This window comes from Pseudomonas cedrina subsp. cedrina (assembly GCF_001983175.1).
Taxonomy (GTDB): Bacteria; Pseudomonadota; Gammaproteobacteria; order Pseudomonadales; family Pseudomonadaceae; genus Aquipseudomonas; species Aquipseudomonas cedrina.
Genome location: NZ_MNPW01000014.1, coordinates 122,956 through 140,471 on the forward strand (window position 1 = coordinate 122,956; position 17,516 = coordinate 140,471).

Below are 17,516 nucleotides of genomic sequence, written 5' to 3' on the forward strand. Positions count from 1 at the left end.
TGCACGACAAAACTATGCCCGGAGCGTCGAGGGACGCTCTACAGTTCTATCCGCACCACGCTGTGTCTTTCCAACAACAATAAAAGGACGCACCACCATGAAGTCATTCAAACGTACCCTGCTCGCCACCGCCCTGGCCCTGCTCGCACTGCCGGTCATGGCCGACCCTGCCCATCCGAAGATCGGCTTTTCCATCGACGACCTGCGCCTGGAGCGCTGGTCCCGCGATCGGGATTATTTCGTGGCGGCGGCGGAAAAACTCGATGCCAAGGTCTTCGTGCAATCGGCCGATGCCAATGAGCAGAAGCAGATTTCCCAGATCGAGAACCTGATCTCCCGTGGCGTCGATGTGATCGTGATCGTGCCGTTCAACGCCACCGTGCTCACCAACGCCGTCGCCGAAGCCAAGAAGGCCGGGATCAAGGTGGTGTCCTACGATCGCCTGATCCTCAATGCCGACATCGACGCCTACATCTCCTTCGATAACGAAAAAGTCGGCGAGATGCAGGCCAGCGGCGTGCTGCAAGCCGCGCCCAAGGGCAACTACTTCCTGCTCGGCGGCGCGCCCACCGACAACAACGCCAAGGTGCTGCGCGAAGGCCAGATGAAGGTGCTGCAACCGGCCATCGACAAGGGCGACATCAAGATTGTCGGCCAGCAATGGGTGAAAGAGTGGAACCCCACCGACGCCCTGAGCATCGTCGAAAACGCCCTGACCCGGAACAACAACAAGATCGACGCCATCGTCGCCTCCAACGACGCCACCGCCGGTGGTGCGATCCAGGCCCTGGCCGCGCAGAAACTGGCGGGCAAGGTACCGATTTCCGGCCAGGACGCCGACCTCGCCGCGATCAAGCGCGTGATCGACGGCACCCAGACCATGACCGTATACAAGCCGCTCAAGCTGATCGCCACCGAAGCCGCCAAGCTTTCGGTGCAACTGGCGCGCAATGAGAAACCGACGTACAGCTCGCAGTACGACAACGGCAGCAAAAAGGTCGACACCATCCTGCTGACCCCGACGCCGCTGACCAAGGCCAATGTCGACCTGTTGGTGAAGGACGGCTTCTATACCAAAGAGCAGATCGGTCTGTAGGAGCGGGCTTGCCCGCGAAAAACGTTAACGATAACGCAGCGCTGTCAGACAGCCCTCGTCGCCTATGGGTTTTTCGCGAGCAAGCTCGCTCCTACAGTAATGTCGTCAGCCCTTTGTGTGAGCAATAGTAATGCCTGACTACCTGCTGCAAATGAACGGCATCGTCAAATCCTTTGGCGGTGTCAACGCGTTGAACGGCATCGATATCAAGGTGCGGCCGGGTGAATGCGTCGGCCTGTGCGGCGAGAATGGTGCCGGTAAATCCACCCTGATGAAGGTGCTGTCGGCGGTCTATCCGTACGGCACCTGGGACGGCGAAATCCTCTGGGACGGGCAGCCGCTCAGGGCCCAGTCGATCAGCGAAACCGAAGCCGCCGGCATCGTGATCATCCATCAGGAACTGACCCTGGTGCCGGACCTGTCGGTGGCCGAAAACATCTTCATGGGCCACGAGCTGACCTTGCCGGGTGGGCGCATGAACTACCCGGCGATGATCCACCGTGCCGAAGCCTTGATGCGCGAGCTCAAGGTGCCGGACATGAACGTGGCGCTGCCGGTGTCGCAGTACGGCGGCGGCTACCAGCAGTTGGTGGAAATCGCCAAGGCCCTCAACAAGCAGGCGCGCCTGCTGATCCTGGACGAGCCCTCCTCGGCCCTGACCCGCTCGGAAATCGAAGTGCTGCTGGACATCATCCGCGGCCTCAAGGCCAAAGGCGTGGCCTGCGTGTACATCTCCCACAAGCTCGATGAAGTGGCGGCGGTGTGCGACACCATTGCGGTGATCCGCGATGGCAAGCACATCGCGACCACCGCCATGGCCGACATGGACATCGCGCAGATCATCACGCAGATGGTCGGCCGCGAGATGAGCAACCTCTACCCCACCGAGCCCCATGAGGTGGGCGAGGTGATTTTCGAAGCGCGCAACGTCACCTGCTATGACGTCGACAACCCCAAGCGCAAACGCGTCGACGATATTTCGTTCGTGCTCAGGCGCGGCGAAATCCTCGGCATCGCAGGTCTTGTGGGTGCCGGGCGCACGGAACTGGTGTCGGCGCTGTTCGGCGCCTACCCCGGCCGCTACAGCGCCGAGGTGTGGCTGGACGGTCAGGTGATCGACACGCGCACACCGCTCAAGTCGATCCGCGCCGGGCTGTGCATGGTGCCCGAAGACCGCAAGCGCCAAGGCATCATCCCGGACCTGGGCGTGGGCCAGAACATCACCCTGGCGGTGCTCGACACCTACGCGCACCTGACCCGCATCGACGCCGAGGCCGAACTGGGCAGCATCGACCAGCAGATCGTACGCATGCACCTCAAGACCTCCAGCCCGTTCCTGCCGATTACCAGCCTGTCCGGCGGCAATCAGCAAAAGGCGGTGCTGGCGAAAATGCTGATGGCCAGGCCCAAGGTGCTGATCCTCGACGAACCCACGCGCGGGGTGGACGTGGGCGCCAAGTATGAGATCTACAAGCTGATGGGCGCGCTGGCGGCCGAAGGCGTGGCGATCATCATGGTCTCCTCGGAACTGGCCGAAGTGCTCGGCGTGTCCAACCGCGTGCTGGTGATCGGCGACGGCCAGCTGCGGGGCGACTTCATCAACGAGGGCCTCACCCAGGAACAGGTACTCGCCGCCGCGCTCAGCCAACACAATAACAATCGGAAGACCGCGTAGATGAATCACGTCAAACACCTTTTTACCCGCTACAAAATGCTCGCCCTGGTGATCGCCGTGGCGGTGATCTGGCTGTTTTTCAGTTGGCAGACGGAGGGTGGCTTTCTCACGCCGCGTAACCTGTCGAACCTGCTGCGGCAGATGTCGATCACCGGGATCCTGGCGTGCGGCATGGTGCTGGTGATCATCAGTGGCGAGATCGATTTGTCGGTGGGTTCGCTGCTCGGATTGCTGGGCGGGCTGGCGGCGATCCTGGATGTGGTTTATCACGTGCCGTTATTGGCCAATCTGAGCCTGGTGGCCTTGTGCGGATTGATAATCGGGCTGGCCAACGGGTACATGACGGCCTATCTGCGCATCCCGTCGTTTATCGTCGGGCTGGGCGGGATGCTGGCGTTTCGCGGGATTCTGCTGGGGATCACTGGCGGTACGACTATTGCGCCGGTGTCGCCGTCGCTGGTGTACGTGGGCCAGGGGTATTTGCCGCACACGGTGGGTATCGGCCTGGGTGTGTTGCTGTTTGCGTTGACCTTGTTCCTCACCTGGAAGCAACGACGCAACCGCGCGTTGCATGGCCTGGCGGCGCATTCGCGGGTACGCGACGCGGTGCGCGTAGTGGTGATCGGCGCCGTGCTGGCCGGGTTCGTCACCACCCTCAACAGCTACGACGGCATCCCCGTGCCGGTGCTGCTGTTGCTGGTGCTGCTCGGCGTGTTCAGCTACGTCACCAGCCAGACCGTGTTCGGCCGCCGCGTGTATGCGGTGGGCAGCAACATGGAAGCCACGCGCCTGTCAGGCATCAACGTACAAGCGGTGAAACTGTGGATCTTCGGCATCATGGGCGTGATGTGCGCCCTCGCCGGCCTGGTCAACACCGCCCGCCTCGCAGCCGGCTCGCCATCGGCGGGCAACATGGGCGAGCTGGACGCCATCGCCGCGTGCTTTATCGGCGGGACGTCGATGCGCGGCGGTTCGGGCACGGTGTATGGCGCGTTGCTCGGGGCGCTGGTGATTACCAGCCTGGATAACGGCATGTCGATGCTGGATGTGGACAGTTACTGGCAGATGATTGTGAAGGGCAGCATTCTGGTGCTGGCGGTTTGGGTGGATGTGAGTACGCGGGCCGGCCGGCGGTAGAGCGTACACAAGAACGCAGAAGATCAAAATGTGGGAGCGGGCTTGCTCGCGAAAGCGGTGGATCAGTCACCTAATACATCAACTGACACACCGCTTTCGCGAGCAAGCCCGCTCCCACATTGACCGCATTCAACTCAGCCACACCCACCTGAACAATGACTGAAGAGAAACGCAGTATTCGATTAAACAGTTGATAAGCGCCGGAAAATATCAGGATCATCCCTCGTCTGAACGCGCCGGCCCATTGGGCCGTTGACAGTCCTGGAGAAGCCAGTGTTACTCCCCTGCTTATTGCTCAAACTTGCCTCGGTGCGCACCGTCGCGCTTTGCGCATTGCTGGTGCTGCCCGTGTTGTCCAATGCCGCCGAACACGCGGATGGTTTCGCCAGGGATGTGACGGGCGGCGGCACGCTTGCCGCCGTGCGCCCTGCCACGTTGGATGCTCTGAAACGTTCGCTGTGCGCCACCTATGACAAACATGGCAACTGCACGGATGGCACGCCGCGCGTGATCGCCCTCGACCACGTCTACGATTTTCGCGGCAGCGTCGTACTCAACGGCAGTGCCGAAACCCGCGAAACCGGCTGCATGGCCAATGCCTGCCCGGCAGGTGGCGGGCAATGGGCACTCAACGGTGCCAACAACTTTTGTCAGTCGAAGCCGTCCGTCCAGGTGACGTATGACAATGCCGGCCTGCAACGCTTGAAAGTAGGGTCGAACAAAACCCTGGTGGGGGTGGGCAAAAACGCCGGCATCCAGGGCATGGGCTTGTTTATCGGCGGCGGCGCCCATAACGTCATCATTCGCAACCTGACCCTGTCGGACATCAATCCACGCGTGGTCTGGGGTGGCGACGCGCTGACCCTCGACGGTGCCGACGGTGTGTGGATTGACCACAACACGTTCGCCCGGATAGGCCGGCAAATGGTCGTGACCGGATGGGGCACCGCCTCCCATGTGACCCTCTCCGACAACGAGTTCGATGGACGCACGCCCTACTCGGCCACCTGCGATGCGCATCACTACTGGGTGTGGCTGTTTCTGGGCCATCACGACACCCTCACGCTGGTCAGAAACTACGTGCACGACACTTCGGGGCGCGCGCCGCATGCCGGCGGCATGGGCGATGCGCAAGTCGACGCGCAAGTGGTCAACAACGTATTCAGCAACCTCAGTTACCAGGGCGCGATCATGTCGCGAACCGCCACCTCGCACCTGCTGGTGGAAGGCAACGCCTTCGAACACGTGACGCATCCGCTGTTCAACGACACCCGCCAACCCGGCACCGCCTTTGCGCTGTTCGAACCCGTGTCGGCGTCGGCCAACGCGGCCTGCCAAAACCTGATCGGCAGGCCCTGCGTGGCGAACCGGCAACACCAGAGCGGCGATGATTATCAACCACGGGATAACGCTGCACTTGAAGCCTTCAGGCCTTACCGTGATGACCTGATCACGCCGTTGCCAGCGGATGTCGCGCTGGCGAAGGTGCCCCGTGAAGCCGGTGCAGGCAAGGCCGGCACGTCCAATTGAAGAAGAACCTGATGCAGCGTTTTTTTCTTCTGATGCTGTGCGGCGTCTGCCTTGCCAGCGCTGCCCTGCCCGCCTGCGCGCAACCTGGCGGTTTTGGCTTTACCCAAACGGACGGGCGCGTGGTGGTCGACACCGGCGCCGAGCTGGTCTTCAGTGTCGACACACGCAACGGCGATCTAGTGTCGATGCGCTACCGTGGCAACGAGCTGCAAACCCTTGAGGCGAAAGGCACGCAAATCGCCTCCGGCCTCGGTGCCGCACACGTGGAGACCAAGACCGTGGGCGATGTGATCGTCATCACCGCCCAGGCGGGCGACTTGACGCATTACTATCTGGCGCACCGGGACCGAAACGCGATCTATATGGCCACCTATGCGCCGACCCTGCTACCGGTCGGCGAGTTGCGTTTCGTTGCACGATTCAACGTCAGCAAACTGCCCAAGGCTGCCCAAGGCACCGACTCGAATGTGGGCCAGGCCATCGAAGGCAAGGACGTGTTCTTGCTGGCGGACGGGCGCACCAGTTCCAAGTTCTATTCGGCCCGCCCCATGATCGACGATGCCCTGCACGGAGTGAGTGGCCCGGGCGTAGCGGTGTACATGCTGATGGGCAATCGCGAACTCAGCGCCGGCGGGCCGTTTTTCAAGGATATCGCCACCCAGAAAACAGCCACCACCCACGAAATGTATAACTACATGTTCTCCAACCACACCCAGACCGAAGCCTATCGCGGCGGCTTGCACGGTGTGTATGGCCTGCTGTTTACCGACGCGGGCCCACCGAGCAGCGCGCTGACCGACCTGAGGTTCGTGAACAACTCATTGGGGCTCAGAGGTTACGTCGACAGTGCCGCTCGAGGTTCGGTTTCGGCTCACCTGTCCGGCGTCGCTCCCGGGTTGCCTGCCCTGATCGGCTTGAGCAACGCAAGCGCGCAATACTGGGCACGTGCAGACGCCAGGGGTGACGCGCAATTAACGGGGGTACGCGCCGGACAGTACCGCACAACGCTCTACCAGAACGAGCTGGAAGTGGCGCGAGGCTCGGTGGACGTCAAGACCGGCAGTCTCGCTCATACGGAACTGAACGCGCAGCCGACCGCTGGCCGCATGAACTGGCAGATCGGCGTGCCTGATGGCACACCCACAGGGTTCCTGAATGCCAATCAACTCACCTCGGCCCATCCTTCAGACGCTCGAATGGCCGCGTGGAAACCGCTGACTTACACAGTTGGAAGCAGTGCCATCAGCGAGTTTCCCGCAGCCCAGTGGCGCGACGTCAATTCCCCTACGCGCATCGACTTCATGCTTGGCGCCAACGAGGTCCACGACTATCGATTGCGGCTCTACGTTTCACTGGCGCAGGCGGGCGGGCGTCCGCGCGTGACGGCCAATCACACCTGGGAAGCGCCGGTCGCGGCAGCGTCCAACCAGCCCGAAAGCCGGGGAATTACGCGCGGCACTTATCGAGGCAACAACACACTGTTTGAAATCAACGTCCCGCGTACGGCGCTGCATGCCGGCCAGAACTCCCTGGAGATCGACGTGGCTTCCGGTAAAACCGGCAGCGGCTTCCTGAGCCCGGGTTTCGTGTATGACAGCGTGCAATGGGTGTCGCCATGAGGCCGGGGATCGGTACCCTGCCCGTGACTATTCAAACTCCTGACGATTCTCAGGCGTGATCAGCCTGAACGGCACCCACAGCACCGGCGATTCCAACACTTCTCCCCGCGCCAGGCGCAGCGCGATATCAACGGCGCCGTTGGCCTGGCCGACGGCATCCTGGAATACGCTGACGGCCATTTTGCCATCGGCCATCAATTTCAGGCCGTCCGGTGTGCCGTCGATGCCGCCGACCCAGTAGTCCTTCGCCTGCTTGCCGGCTTTTTCCAGGCCCATGATCGCGCCGATCGCCATTTCATCGTTGTTGGCGGCGATGATCGAAAAGTCGACTCCCTGCTTGACCCAATCAATGACAATCGTGGCCGCCTGGCTGCGCTCCCAGTTGGCGACTTTTTTCTGCACGATCTTCATGTCCGGGTACTTGGCGACGACTTTTTCGACATCCTCGGTTCGCATCGCGGACGAAGCGTTGGTCGGGTCACCGACCAGAACCACCACGTTGCCTTTGTAACCGGCGCGACGCGCCAGTTCTTCCATCTGCAAGGTGCCCGACTCCAGCTCGTTGGAGCCGACAAACGCGGTCTGTGCCGGCCATTTTTCCGGGTTCGGATTACGGTTGACGAACACCAGCGGAATCTTCGCGTCCGAGGCCAGCTGCATCATCTGCGCCGCGCTTTTGCCGTCCACCATTGCGATGATGATCGCATCCACCTTGGAATTGATCAGGTTGCGCAATTGACGCATCTGCAAATCGACGCTGTCCTTGCCATTCTCCATAAAGATGTCGACGTTCATGACGCCAGCCTGTTGCTGCACGCCGTTGCGCAGCAGGGTCTGGAAGTTATCGTCGTATTTCGCCATGCCTACACCCAGCAAGGGCGTGGCGGCCTGGGCCGGGCCCGGAATGAACAGCGTCGCACCCAGGGCGAGCATTAACCATGCTTTCATGTTCTGACTCCTGCGGCTCAAACGCTGAAATGATGGAGCAGCTCGCGCTGCACTTTGGCCATGTTCGACAGCTCTTGGCTGCTGATGGCGGACTGCTCGGCACCGCTTGCCGTCTGCTGGGCCGAATCGTTGATCTGGATGACCATCCGACTGGTTTCCTGCACCGTGGCACTCTGCTGCTCGGTCGCGGCGGCAATCTGGATGTTCATGTCGCGGATACTGTCGACCGCGTCGCTCATCGACAGCAACAAGTCACCGGCGCCCGAGGCCAGGGACACGCATTGGCTGGACTGCGCCTGGCTTTCGTTCATCACGTGCACCACCGAGTGAATTTTTTGCTGCATGAGCCCGATCATGTCCTGAATCTCGCTGGTCGAGGTCTGGGTACGGCTGGCCAGGGAACGCACTTCATCGGCCACGACCGCAAAACCGCGCCCCTGCTCGCCGGCACGCGCCGCTTCGATTGCTGCGTTGAGGGCAAGCAGGTTGGTCTGTTCGGCAATGGTGCGAATCGCAACCACAATGCCCTCGATGTTCTGCCCGTACTTCTGCAGCTCATCGGTCACCTGCGTGGCTTTGTTCACCTGGTCGGCCTGCTGGCGGATATTGACAATGGTCTCGGCCACGCGCTCCTGCACCTTGTGCGTAAGCTCGCTGGTGTCGTCCACGGCCTGGCGGGTGTCCTGCGCACGCCGGGCGACTTCTTCGACCGTGCTTTCCATCTGCGTCATGGCCGAGGCGGCCGATTGCAGGCGGTCCTTCTGCTCGTCCACCACACGGGTGGTCTGTTCGCTGTTCAAGGCGTTGTTGCCAGCAGTCACGGCCAGGGCATCGGCCGAGCTGATCAATTCACGAAAGGTTTTTTGCAGCGCCTTGGTCAGCTCGTTCAGGTAACCGCCCAACTCACCGAATTCATCTTTGCGGCTGACATCGAAACTGACCCGCATGTCGCCGGCCGTGAGCGTCTTGAGCACTTCGCGAAACGCCGCCAGCGGGCGTCGCAGGCTGAAGGCCACCCAGGTACCAATCGCCACGGCCGCCAGCACCGCCAGCACACAGGCGATCAACAACAAGCTGCGGCTGGTGCCGATGGTGGCATTGGCCGAGTGGCTGGCCTGGTTGGCGACTTCTAGGGACTGGCTGCCGAACTCGCCGATGCGGTCGAGGGTGGTTTTGAGTGCCGCCTCAACCGCATTGCGTTGCTGCTGCACCTGCGCGGCGAGCTTCGCCTCGGCTTGATAGGCCTGGAACAGGCCGTCAGGGGCGGTCAGGTCCGTCAGCAGGCGATTGACCATGACGCCGGCGATCCGCCCGACTCGTGGGTCAATCGCCGTCAGAGCCTGGGCCCTAGTGCTGATCACTTCGTCCTGCAGGTTCAGCACACGCTGCAGTTTATCGATGGCGGGCGTGACGGTATGGGCCGCGAAACCATCGTAGGATTTGTTGACTTCCAGCAGCAGTTTCTCTGCTGCGGCCACCTGCTGCGGTTCGCTGACGCTGCGTGCATGCGCGATGTAGTCACGCAAGTAGCTGGTCAGCTGCATCGCCTGCGCACTGCTGTAGCCTTGCAATTTGCGTGTCAGCGCCAACTGCTGCACATGCTGCAAGTGGGAGGTCATCAAGGCCTGCGCCTGTTCCGCGTAGGCCGTGACGTGTTGGCGTTGCTGCGCCAGGTTCGCCCGCAGCGCCTCATGCTCGCCGGTGTAGGCCGCGGTGCTGTCGAGCAACTGCGTGAACTGGGCGATGCTCTCGGTGAACGGCCGCTTGCCGTCCTCGATCTGCTTGGGGTCGGTGCTGATCTGAATGGCCAGCAACGCCTGGTTGGCGCGCAGGATGTGCACGTAGAGCTCACTGGCGGCCCGGCTCAACGGCGCCGACTGGCCGGTGATGATGGACAAGCGACTGCCGATGGACTGCGTGTTCTGATAGCTGATCCCGGCCATGATCAGCAGCAACAGCACCAACACCGCAAATCCGCCGATCACGCGCTGCAATATGGTCATGGCTACCCCTTTATGATTTTTATTCGTTGACCTGGGACGACCAGGCGTACACCTCCGAGTTCGGGAACGCTCGGGGTGCTAGTGGCTGTATCGGCCCGGTGGGCGGGGACTTGATCAACGCGGTCAAAAAAAGTGGGAGAGCGCTTGCTCCCGATGGCGGTAGGTCAGTCAATGTAAATGTCGACTGATCCACCGCTGTCGGGGGCAAGCCCCCTCCCACATTTGCAGCATTTTATCTGCTGATAAATTGCCGCCAGACGGTTACTGGTTCAACACGACATCACGCATTGCGGGGATGTACCCGTAGTCATAAGCCTCCTGCACAAACGAGCGGTCACCCTTCAATACAATCCTGACGGTGGGCGCTTCGGTGCCGCCGATGCGGTAGTCATCGCCGTTGGTGGGCACGCTGTCGATAAACGACGTCACCAGGCCGTTGGGCATCACGCAGTGCGAATACGTCTGGAACGGCTGCGAAGGCGGGTTGCCGAGCACTAGCCCGGAAGCATTCATCGGTGTGTAAGGGCCGAACAGATGTTCGCCAACGAACCCATAGACGCCATCCGGACCCGTCACGCCATCGGCGTAGGTGAATTTATGACTGATGGTGAACAGGTAGTACTTGCCGTCTTGGAACACATAGTGCGGCCGTTCGGTTTGATCGTTCACGCCGACGGCGGTCACCAGCGGCGGCAGGATTTCCCATTCGTCACCGTTGAGGTCCTTGGCGACGGCAATGCCGATGCAGCCGACCTGATAGCGGGCACCGCCCACCTCCTCATGCCCTGGCGGCACCAGCCCCAGCTCGTTCGGGCCCACTTCATGAGTGCCACGCTCGCCGGCGACGTTGCCTTCAAACACCATGTACAGCTTGCCATCCACAGGGTCGATAAACGGGCTGGGATCGCGGAAGTTCCAGGTCGCGTTCTGCGCTTCGGTTTGGTAATAGGTGCCGTCGGCGTCGAACAGCGACTTGACCTGACTAAAGCCTTGCAGCTCCACACCGCTGTCGGAGGTGACAACCCGGCCGCGCACTTTGGCAATTGTTGCCCCCGGCGTGACACAGGTGTAATACAGGTCGATATCACCGGCGTTATTGAGCAGGATCGGTGTACCGGCCCATTCACGGGTGGTTGGCGAAACCCCTTCGGCCATGACACGGCCGCCGAAGATCCAATCCTTGCCGGTGCGCGAGTACCAGTAGCAGATACGCGCATGGCCATGGCGATCTTCCCAGTCACGCTTGATGTCGTAGCGGCCATCGGCATTGATGAATTGCGGATCGTGCGGACGACGGTCGGCGGTGAGCGTGAAGATTACCGACCAGCCATTGACGGATACCACGGTGCCATCAAGTTCACGCAATGGCATGGTGTCCCAGATAAATACCGTGTCACTCATGACAGGAAAGTCAGGACGCACTAACGGCTGCGTGGTCGTCGGGTCATTCTCATTAACTTTCAGCGCATCGGCCCGAGTCCAGCGAGTGGGTGTGTGATTCGCGTGTTTCATGATGATGTCCTTTTACTGACGCTTAAGTGACAAGCGAAGATTGAATAACACATGACAGCCAGCAACTGGGTGGTGACTGAAAAGAACGAGCCGTAGTTGGCTCTTAAGTGCGGAACAATGTTTAACATGGAAGCCTGCTTATCGCAACGTGAAGAATTATTTAGATTGCAAAGGCCATCACTGTATTTATATCCTTGATATAAATACAGTGGCACTTGCAATCAAACACGATCAACTAGAAAGCTAGCTAATCAACTACCAAACATCAGGCCTAAGGACTGGACTTCGGTATTCTTCTGCGTAAAGTCCTTGGCTTGCGCCGCGGTTTTCAAGCTATCGCCATAGTTGGACGCTGCGGTCCACCGCGCCTTTGGCGACTTCGGGTGGGTGATCGACGATACACTGCTTGAATCACTGAAGGCCCCGGTGCCTTTATCATCCAGCCTGCCGTTGTGTTGGCCGCCTTCACCGAAATAATTATTTTCAGTCAGGCTATTGGCATTCTGCGCGAAGGTAAAACCGAGATGGAAGTTGTTGATGCAGTTGCTTATAGAGTTGGACCAAAGTTCAGGCCGTACTTGTGGCTGCCGAAAAAGCAGTGTGTTGTTGGCGCCCTTATTCACTGTGGTCAGACTCGACGCCGAAAGATGACTGTTGATCAACAGCACCCGCGGGGTGATGTCGGCCATATTGCTCTTGAGTTGATCCAGTGTATTGATAGTGACCACCGGGGCGGACAAGCCGCCGGTCACTTTTGCCGCTTTGGCGAAACCGGTCAAACCGGTGAGTTTGCTTTCTGGACAGGACATGAGTTCCCTCTCTCAAATGAAATGGCTCGGTGTGACGAGCCTGTGCATCAAGTTAATCCGTTAACTTGCACACAGTGTTTGGCGAGGCTGAAATTGCCGTGGGTCGGTTGGTCAGCGCTTAAACACTGTGTTTATATACAGTATTCGGCATTTGCCTGGTCGTCAACCCTTAACGTCACAAACAACTCATGTGGCCGGTGAGGTTGCTGCCATAGCGGCCTTCGGACCGACCAGGCTGAAGGTTGACGGGGCGCCTGAGATCAAATCGAAAGCCACAGCAAAAGCAGAGCCAGAGCCAGAGCAGCCTAAGGTCTACCTGATGTACAGAGATCAAACTGTGGGAGGGCGCTTGCCCCCGATGGCGGTGGGTCAGCGAAACATTCATCAACTGACCCACACTCATCGGGGGCAAGCCCCCTCCCACATTTTCAACCGAGTACACCGGCCCCATTACCGGTCGGCTCTAAGGCCGCCGCGCTCTTGCTTTTGATCTGCAATCGCCCCGTCAACCACGCCGGCCGGAATTCGACAGTGATTGGGGGGGTAAACCGGCAGGGATGCCGGTTTAGCCGCCCCCGCGCCATGGATGGCGCGTGGGCGGCGGCCCCCCAAATCAGTGTCGAATTACGGGCATGCCGAGCCTAGGCGAGGCACCGAGTGGTGGGGCGAGGACTTTTTGGTTACTTTTTGCTGGGCCGGCATTCCGGTCCACAACCTGGTCGGCTTTAAGTCCCGCCAAACCCTACCTGGAGACAGGCATCGCAAACTCCGCGCCCTGCTCGATGCTCTCCGACCAGCGCTGCATGATCGATTTCTGCTTGGTGTAGAAGCGCACACCCTCGGTGCCATACGCGTGCATGTCGCCAAACAGGCTCTTCTTCCAGCCACCAAAACCATGCCACGCCATCGGCACCGGGATGGGCACGTTGATGCCGACCATGCCCACTTCGATGCGGCGTGCAAATTCGCGGGCGATGTTGCCGTCGCGGGTAAAGCAGCTGACGCCGTTGCCGAATTCGTGGTCGTTGACCAGTTTCACCGCTTCGGCGAAGTCGTTCACGCGGACACACGCCAGCACCGGGCCAAAGATTTCTTCGCGGTAGATGCTCATTTCTCGCGTGACGTGATCGAACAAGGTAGCGCCGAGCCAGAAGCCGTTTTCCAGGCCCGCTTCGGTGGGCACGTAGTCGCGCCCGTCGAGCAGCAGTTGCGCGCCGGCTTGTACGCCTTGCTCGATGTAGCCACTGATGCGTTCCAGCGCGGCGCGGGACACGATCGGGCCCATCTCGGCCCTCAAGTCGCGGCCGTCGGTGATGCGCAGTTGCTTGGCTCGTTCGGTCAAGGCGGCGATGACTTTGTCACCCACATCGCCCACCAGCACGGCCACCGAGATAGCCATGCAGCGTTCGCCGGCACTGCCGTAGGCCGCGCCCATCAGCGCGTCGACGGTTTTTTCGATATCGGCGTCGGGCATCACCACCATGTGGTTTTTCGCACCGCCCAGGCCTTGCACACGCTTGCCGTTGCGCGCGCCGGTTTCGTAGATGTACTGGGCAATCGGCGTGGAGCCGACGAAGCTCACCGCCTTGACGTCCGGGTGTTCGATGAGTGCGTCTACCGATTCCTTGTCGCCCTGCACCACGTTGAACACACCTTTGGGCAGGCCGGCTTCACGCAGCAGCTCGGCCATGAAGAGCGAGGCGCTCGGGTCGGTCGGGCTTGGCTTGAGGATGAAGGTGTTGCCCGCCGCGATGGCGATCGGGTACATCCACATCGGCACCATCACCGGGAAGTTGAACGGCGTGACGCCGGCCACAACCCCCAGCGGCTGGCGCAGGGTCCAGTTGTCCATGCCACGGGAAACCTGGTCGGAATATTCACCCTTGAGCAGGTTGGGAATGCCGCAGGCGAATTCGAGGATGTCGATGCCGCGGTCGACTTCGCCCTGAGCGTCGGTGAATACCTTGCCGTGCTCGGCGACGATGATGCGCGCCAGGTCGTCCTTGCGCGCGCGCAGCAGGTGCAGGTATTCGAACAGCACGCGGGCGCGGCGGATTGGCGGCGTGTCGGCCCAACCGGCGAACGCGGCCTGGGCAGCGGCGACGGCTTCGGCCACGGTCTGGCGGCTGGCCAGGGCGACGCGGCCGGTCTTTTCGCCGGTGGCCGGGTTGTAGACGTCCTGATAGCGATCATCGCGGGACACGCGCTGGTCGTTGATGTAGTGCTCGATGGTAGTGGTCATGGCAGTCGATCCAGGTGAGTAGCGTTGGAACACACCTTAGGCTTTCGCTTTGTTCCAAACCAGAGCAGAATCCAGAACTTATTGTCCACAGTGGCGAACAATCATCCCATGGAAAAGACTGAGATCGAGGGGCTGTGGACCCACATCCATTGGCTGTCGGTGCTGGAGGAACACGGCACCTACACCGCCGCTGCCGCGCGCCTGGGCGTGAGCAAGTCCGCCGTCAGCCAGCGTATTTGCGACCTGGAAAAGGCCACCGGCACACGCCTGGTCACGCGCACCACGCGCAGCGTGCGGCTGACCGAGGCGGGGCTGTCCTTGACCCGTGAAGTGCGCAGCGCCTACGAACAGATCGCGCGCAGCTTCTCGTCGGTGCGCGACTCGGTCGGCGAGATCCGCGGGCTGGTGCGCCTCACCGCACCGGTGGCATTTGCGCGCCAGCAACTGGTGCCGCACCTGTCGGCATTCTTGCAGCAGTACCCGCAAGTGCGTATCCAGCTGGATGTGTCGGACGCCCTGAGTTCACTGGCCGCCGAGGGCTACGACCTGGCGGTGCGGCATGGCTTCCAGGTGCCCGAAACCCACGTGGCGTGGAAACTGTGCGATACCGGCTCGGTGCTGGTCGCCACCCGGGATTACCTGCAACGTCACGGCGAACCGCGTGAACCCGGCGACCTGTCCTCGCACAATTGCCTGTTCTATCCACGCGGCACCGACCAGCCCGCCTGGACCTTCGAGCGCGGCAGCAAACACGTCGAACGCCTCACCGTGCCCATCGCCGGCAGCTTTGCCACCAATAACAGCGAAGCCTTGCGCGACGCGGCGCTCAGTCACCTGGGCATCGCCCTGCTCCCGGACTTCAGCGCGCACGCCGCCCTGGCCAGCGGCACGCTGGTGCAGGCGCTCAAGGGCTGGACGCTCAAGGGCGCGTTTGCCGATGAGATCTACTTGATAAGGCCGTATTCGCCCCATGTGCCGAAGTCGGTCAGTGCGTTGGTCAGCTATTTGAAGGGCAAATTGTCGGGTGGGTTTCGGTTCGTACCTTGAACCCATGCTCAATCGGCCTACCGCTCGATCAACACCCACGAGTTTTTTGCATAACGCTCCGGTGTTTTTGAGCGTTCTGCTCTGATTTATGCGTGCCTATACTCGGTCCAGCCTCTCGGTTGCAGCCGAGGGCCAGTCCCCACAACAATAATCAAGGACAGCCACCATGACCCAGCCCTTCCTGGCCGCTCGGGATTTTCTGCTCGCTCACCGCACCGACTACGCCACCGCCGTACGGGATTTTCGCTGGCCGCAATTGGACGAATTCAACTGGGCCCTGGACTATTTCGATGCCATGGCCGAGGGCAATGTGGCCAATGCGCTGTGGATCGTCGAGGAAGACGGCAGCGAGCAGCGCTACAGCTTCCAGCAATTGGCCGCGCGCTCCAACCAGGTGGCCAACCATCTGCGCGCCCTCGGGGTGCGTCGCGGTGACCGTGTACTGTTGATGCTCGGCAACGATGTCGCGCTGTGGGAAACCATGCTCGCGGCGTTCAAGCTCGGCGCCGTGGTGATCCCCGCCACGGCCCTGCTGAATGCCGATGACCTGGGCGACCGCATCGAACGCGGGCAGGTTCGCCACCTGGTGGTGGGCGAGGCGCATGTACATAAATTCGCCGGGCTGGCCCACGGTTGCAGCCGTATCTGCGTGGGCTCGGCGCCTGCCGGCTGGGTCGCGCACAGTGCCGCCTTTGAACACGCCGAACAGTTCGAGGCCGAAGGCCGCACCCTGGCCACCGACCCGATGCTGCTGTATTTCACCTCCGGTACCACGTCCAAGCCAAAAATGGTGCTGCACAGCCACCAGAGCTACCCAGTGGGCCACCTGTCGACGATGTACTGGATCGGCCTGCAACCGGGGGACCTGCACCTCAATATCTCGTCACCGGGCTGGGCCAAGCATGCATGGAGTTGCCTGTTCGCGCCCTGGAATGCCGGCGCGTGCATCTTTATTCATAACGTCGCGCGGTTCAGCGCACCGGCCCTTCTCGCGGCGTTGGAACGTTACCGCGTGACCAGCCTGTGCGCGCCGCCCACGGTGTGGCGGATGCTGATCCAGGAGGACCTGGCCAGCTACAAACCGCGCCTGAGCCTGCGCGAACTGGTCGGTGCCGGCGAGCCGCTGAACCCGGAAATCATTGAGCAGATCCAACTCGCCTGGGGCTTGCCGCTGCGCGATGGCTTCGGCCAATCGGAAACCACCGCCCTGGTGGGCAACACCCCGGGCCAGGTGCTCAAGCCAGGTTCCATGGGCCGCCCACTGCCGGGTTACCAGGTCGCGCTGCTCGATGCCGATGGCATTCCCGGCACCGAAGGCGAAGTCGCCCTGCCCCTGGACATACGCCCGCTGGGCCTGATGCTGGGCTACGAAGACAGCCCGGAAAAAACCGCCGAAGTCATGCGTGACGGCTACTACCGTACCGGCGACACCGCGCAGATCGACGCCGACGGCTATATCACGTTCGTGGGCCGCGCCGACGATGTGTTCAAGGCGTCCGATTACCGCATCAGCCCGTTCGAGCTGGAAAGTGCCTTGATCGAACACCCGGCGGTGATGGAGGTGGCCGTGGTGCCCAGCCCCGATCCTGTGCGGCTGGCCGTGCCCAAGGCGTTTCTGATCCTGGCCCATGACGCAGCGGGCAGCGCCGAGCTGGCCCGGCATATCCTGGCCTTTGCCCGCGAACACCTGGCGCCCTACCAGCGGGTGCGACGTATCGAGTTCGTCAGCGAATTGCCCAAGACCATTTCCGGCAAGATCCGCCGCGTGGAGCTGCGCCATTTGGAGAGGCTGCGCCGTCAGAGCGATACACGCGGCGAGCAGGAACACTTCGAGGAAGATTTCGCCTAAAAAAGCCCGGTGATACACGCGGATGCGTCACCGGGCAAAGCGAAGCGAC

Annotated in this window: 12 protein-coding genes and 1 pseudogene; 7 read left to right on the top strand and 6 right to left on the bottom strand. The window is 61.3% G+C overall.

From position 1 onward, the window contains the following. Positions 1 to 97 precede the first annotated feature (97 nt). From xylF to BLL36_RS25580, 5 genes are all read left to right on the top strand, one after another. Positions 98 to 1,096, top strand: coding sequence for a D-xylose ABC transporter substrate-binding protein (xylF, locus tag BLL36_RS25560; protein ID WP_076954384.1), 999 nt, complete (start codon positions 98 to 100; stop codon positions 1,094 to 1,096). Between the two features lie 130 nt (positions 1,097 to 1,226). Beyond that, on the top strand, positions 1,227 to 2,771 hold the full coding sequence (gene xylG / locus BLL36_RS25565; protein WP_076954385.1) for a D-xylose ABC transporter ATP-binding protein: 1,545 nt from the start codon (positions 1,227 to 1,229) through the stop codon (positions 2,769 to 2,771). Further along, on the top strand, positions 2,772 to 3,908 hold the full coding sequence (locus BLL36_RS25570; RefSeq protein ID WP_076954386.1) for a sugar ABC transporter permease: 1,137 nt from the start codon (positions 2,772 to 2,774) through the stop codon (positions 3,906 to 3,908). A 309-nt stretch (positions 3,909 to 4,217) separates the two neighbouring features. Further along, complete coding sequence (locus BLL36_RS25575; RefSeq protein ID WP_076954445.1) at positions 4,218 to 5,438, top strand: pectate lyase family protein; 1,221 nt, start codon at positions 4,218 to 4,220, stop codon at positions 5,436 to 5,438. Between the two features lie 11 nt (positions 5,439 to 5,449). After that, a complete protein-coding gene (locus BLL36_RS25580) occupies positions 5,450 to 7,057 on the top strand; it encodes a rhamnogalacturonan lyase B N-terminal domain-containing protein (protein WP_076954387.1) in 1,608 nt (535 codons plus the stop codon). A gap of 27 nt (positions 7,058 to 7,084) precedes the next feature. Here BLL36_RS25580 and BLL36_RS25585 read toward each other — a convergent pair whose 3' ends face one another. The 6 genes and pseudogenes from BLL36_RS25585 to BLL36_RS25605 all read right to left on the bottom strand — a co-directional run bounded on the left by BLL36_RS25585 (position 7,085) and on the right by BLL36_RS25605 (position 14,571). After that, positions 7,085 to 8,005: a substrate-binding domain-containing protein gene (locus tag BLL36_RS25585; protein WP_076954388.1), complete on the bottom strand. Its 921-nt coding sequence runs from the start codon at positions 8,003 to 8,005 to the stop codon at positions 7,085 to 7,087. A gap of 17 nt (positions 8,006 to 8,022) precedes the next feature. Further along, positions 8,023 to 8,736 (bottom strand): methyl-accepting chemotaxis protein, encoded by a 714-nt coding sequence (locus BLL36_RS31995; protein ID WP_411736487.1) that lies wholly within the window; start codon positions 8,734 to 8,736, stop codon positions 8,023 to 8,025. Between the two features lie 144 nt (positions 8,737 to 8,880). After that, positions 8,881 to 10,008 (bottom strand): annotated as a pseudogene (locus BLL36_RS32000) (HAMP domain-containing protein); the annotation flags it as partial. Between the two features lie 261 nt (positions 10,009 to 10,269). Then, positions 10,270 to 11,520 carry a glycoside hydrolase family 68 protein gene (locus tag BLL36_RS25595; RefSeq protein ID WP_076954390.1) on the bottom strand — a complete coding sequence of 417 codons (1,251 nt, stop codon included), beginning with the start codon at positions 11,518 to 11,520 and terminating at the stop codon, positions 10,270 to 10,272. 251 nt (positions 11,521 to 11,771) lie between these two features. Next, positions 11,772 to 12,329 carry a hypothetical protein gene (locus BLL36_RS25600; protein WP_076954391.1) on the bottom strand — a complete coding sequence of 186 codons (558 nt, stop codon included), beginning with the start codon at positions 12,327 to 12,329 and terminating at the stop codon, positions 11,772 to 11,774. 742 nt (positions 12,330 to 13,071) lie between these two features. Next, positions 13,072 to 14,571 carry a CoA-acylating methylmalonate-semialdehyde dehydrogenase gene (locus BLL36_RS25605; RefSeq protein WP_076954392.1) on the bottom strand — a complete coding sequence of 500 codons (1,500 nt, stop codon included), beginning with the start codon at positions 14,569 to 14,571 and terminating at the stop codon, positions 13,072 to 13,074. 108 nt (positions 14,572 to 14,679) lie between these two features. Here BLL36_RS25605 and BLL36_RS25610 point away from each other — a divergent pair, with 108 nt between their 5' ends. Together BLL36_RS25610 and BLL36_RS25615 are read left to right on the top strand one after the other, a co-directional pair. After that, a complete protein-coding gene (locus tag BLL36_RS25610; RefSeq protein WP_076954393.1) occupies positions 14,680 to 15,618 on the top strand; it encodes a LysR family transcriptional regulator in 939 nt (312 codons plus the stop codon). A gap of 166 nt (positions 15,619 to 15,784) precedes the next feature. After that, entirely contained in the window at positions 15,785 to 17,467 is a 1,683-nt protein-coding gene (locus tag BLL36_RS25615) for an AMP-binding protein (protein WP_076954394.1), read from the top strand. Positions 17,468 to 17,516 lie beyond the last annotated feature (49 nt).

Coding starts and splice junctions, on each gene's coding strand:
- BLL36_RS25580 (WP_076954387.1), top strand. CDS start 5,450: ATGCAGCGTTTTTTTCTTCTGATGCTGTGCGGCGTCTGCCTTGCCAGC.
- BLL36_RS25600 (WP_076954391.1), bottom strand. CDS start 12,329: ATGTCCTGTCCAGAAAGCAAACTCACCGGTTTGACCGGTTTCGCCAAA.
- BLL36_RS25610 (WP_076954393.1), top strand. CDS start 14,680: ATGGAAAAGACTGAGATCGAGGGGCTGTGGACCCACATCCATTGGCTG.
- BLL36_RS25595 (WP_076954390.1), bottom strand. CDS start 11,520: ATGAAACACGCGAATCACACACCCACTCGCTGGACTCGGGCCGATGCG.
- BLL36_RS25570 (WP_076954386.1), top strand. CDS start 2,772: ATGAATCACGTCAAACACCTTTTTACCCGCTACAAAATGCTCGCCCTG.
- BLL36_RS25615 (WP_076954394.1), top strand. CDS start 15,785: ATGACCCAGCCCTTCCTGGCCGCTCGGGATTTTCTGCTCGCTCACCGC.
- BLL36_RS25585 (WP_076954388.1), bottom strand. CDS start 8,005: ATGAAAGCATGGTTAATGCTCGCCCTGGGTGCGACGCTGTTCATTCCG.
- BLL36_RS31995 (WP_411736487.1), bottom strand. CDS start 8,736: ATGACGCAGATGGAAAGCACGGTCGAAGAAGTCGCCCGGCGTGCGCAG.
- xylG (WP_076954385.1), top strand. CDS start 1,227: ATGCCTGACTACCTGCTGCAAATGAACGGCATCGTCAAATCCTTTGGC.
- BLL36_RS25605 (WP_076954392.1), bottom strand. CDS start 14,571: ATGACCACTACCATCGAGCACTACATCAACGACCAGCGCGTGTCCCGC.
- xylF (WP_076954384.1), top strand. CDS start 98: ATGAAGTCATTCAAACGTACCCTGCTCGCCACCGCCCTGGCCCTGCTC.